Source organism: Microvirga aerilata, from assembly GCF_016743775.1.
Lineage (GTDB): Bacteria > Pseudomonadota > Alphaproteobacteria > Rhizobiales > Beijerinckiaceae > Microvirga > Microvirga aerilata.
Genome location: NZ_JAEQMY010000243.1, coordinates 1 through 2,106, shown reverse-complemented (window position 1 = coordinate 2,106; position 2,106 = coordinate 1). Strand labels below are relative to the sequence as shown.

The window sequence follows — 2,106 nt, the reverse complement described above, 5'->3', positions numbered from 1 at the left end:
AACACCGGCGCCAGCACCAGCAACTTCAAGTTCGTGCCTTGGGACGACGTGGCAGAACTCGGCGGGCTGATCCCCAACACCGATGGAACGGCACCGCCTTCGATCACCGCAACGGTGGTGAAGGTGACTCAGACGACCACCACCTCATACAAGAACGTGGATGCAGCAGGATATGGCAGCGGCGATCCCTCGGGCTTGGCCTATCTTCCAGGTTTGCAGAGGCTGCTCATTGCGGACTCAGAGCACGATGAGAGCCCTTATTCCAGCGCCATCAACATGTTTGGCGTCCAACCTGACGGAACGGTCACCGGATCCTACAGCCTGACAGGGTTCACCCAGGAGCCGAGCGGCTTAGCGTACAATTCCAGCAATGGTTATCTTTACATCGCAGATGATCGCCTGAATGAGGTCTTCTGGGTCGATCCTGCCAATCCATCGGTCGAGAAGGGGCAATTTGACACCGGACACTATGGTCTGACCGATACAGAGGACCTGAAGTTCGATCCAGCCACAGGGAACATGTTCATCCTGGATGGCCTTGAGAAGAAACTATTCGAACTCACAGCCCAGGGGGCACTTGTGAAATCAATGGCCCTGCCGTCCGTGATGACAGATGCTGAGGCGTTGGCCTACGACCCCACCCACGAAGTGTTCTTTGTCGCCTCCGGCGCCAGCCCAGACATTTGGGGGATGGATCGCAACGGTAAGATCCTGGCCACCATCAGCACTTTGGGTTCGAGCAGCTATCTGAACCCGATCAGCGGAGCCAAACCTGTGCCCAAGGGCTTAGAACTGGCGCCAAGCAGCAATCCGAACGATGGAAGCCGCATGAGCCTGTTCATCGCGGACTACGGCGTCGATCAGAAGAATGATGGTCGGTTGTTTGAGGTGGACCTGGGGTCCGGCTGGCTCATCACCTAAAGGCAGGTTCTCAGTTCACGTTCGAATTCACGGATCCCATTCGATCATGGGGCTGTCGAAGCGCCGGCCCCGTGGTCGTTGTGAATGTCAAAAACAATCATTCTGGAGTCGAGGTGCGGATCGAGCAGATCGAAGGCCCGTTGGCAGAACGTTCCAAAAGGGGCAGAGGGGCGCTGGTCAAGGCTGTTGGTGCCAGGCGCGAGGGCAACGCGTTGATCGGGTAAGCGGCGCGGCCTCTTTAATTGGAGTGGTCGTGGTTGTGTCGCTTATGACGGAAGCCGGGAGAGCGCGGATGTACCGCCTCCCGGCTTTTTCATGGGGAGCAGATCCCCAATACGTCTTCGGAAATCCGTGAACGATTGTCTCAGGTGTGAAGAAGTGGCTTCCATCCGCGGATTTGCCGGTCGGAGCAAAAGCGCGGGGGATCTCCGAAGATCTGCCAGTAGCCGACGCCTGCCTCAGGGTTGATGGTCCAAAAGCCCACAGGCTCCGGCAGGCTTGGAGGAGCCTCGTCTTGAGCCATCCAGAGGATCACAGGCGTGCCGTCGTGCGGAGCGGTGCTCACCGCAGACCAGCCGCCCCTCATGCTCATGACTGACATGGTTGATGGACCTCACAAGGACTATCAACGACACGCGGCAACCTTTGTTCTCGGTCTTAAATTAAGCGTTCGAGGCGTCATCGTAGCGCACAGGGCAGTGGACGAAAGTACGAGAGTAAGTTGCACAATGCTGATAGAAGCCGCGTCCCGGTTCCCTTTCTGCCCCCTGCGGATCCAACCCTTTGAGCGCCCCTCTCCAGAGTGGGCGCTCTTTTTTGACCCTCTCGGTACACCAATCCCCTCGGCAACAGCCATTCCACCACGGAGTCAGCATATGGACTGGCGTGACCTTCGTCGTCTGGCACGAACCTTCGGCCTCTCCAAGCTTGTGGAGATCACAGGCATTCCCAAGGACCGGATTCACCAGTGGCAGCGAAAGGGAGCCTGGCCGCTGGAGCCGCTCGGCCGGGGGAAGGTGCGGAAATACGATACTTTCGACGCGGTTCGGGCCAGGGTCATCCAGGAGTTCTCAGATGCCGGCCTTCCGATCTCCGGAAAGGGTGAGGATCTATCACTACTTTGGCACCTTCATCAGTGAGCCAAGCGTGAAGCGGGCCCGACAGAACGGACATCGCAGACGCATG

Annotated in this window: 3 protein-coding genes; 2 read left to right on the top strand and 1 reads right to left on the bottom strand. The window is 58.1% G+C overall.

The genetic code is table 11. The annotated features are described in order from the left end of the window. Positions 1–921: YjiK family protein (locus JKG68_RS32035; protein WP_202066431.1), on the top strand; the 921-nt coding region annotated here is incomplete at its 5' end. Between the two features lie 364 nt (positions 922–1,285). On the opposite strand, the gene JKG68_RS32030 is transcribed toward JKG68_RS32035, so the two are convergent. Then, positions 1,286–1,522 (bottom strand): hypothetical protein, encoded by a 237-nt coding sequence (locus tag JKG68_RS32030; RefSeq protein ID WP_202066429.1) that lies wholly within the window; start codon positions 1,520–1,522, stop codon positions 1,286–1,288. Positions 1,523–1,796: 274 nt separating this feature from the next. Here JKG68_RS32030 and JKG68_RS32025 point away from each other — a divergent pair, with 274 nt between their 5' ends. Continuing rightward, complete coding sequence (locus JKG68_RS32025) at positions 1,797–2,060, top strand: MerR family transcriptional regulator (RefSeq protein ID WP_202066427.1); 264 nt, start codon at positions 1,797–1,799, stop codon at positions 2,058–2,060. The last annotated feature ends 46 nt before the right edge of the window (positions 2,061–2,106 follow it).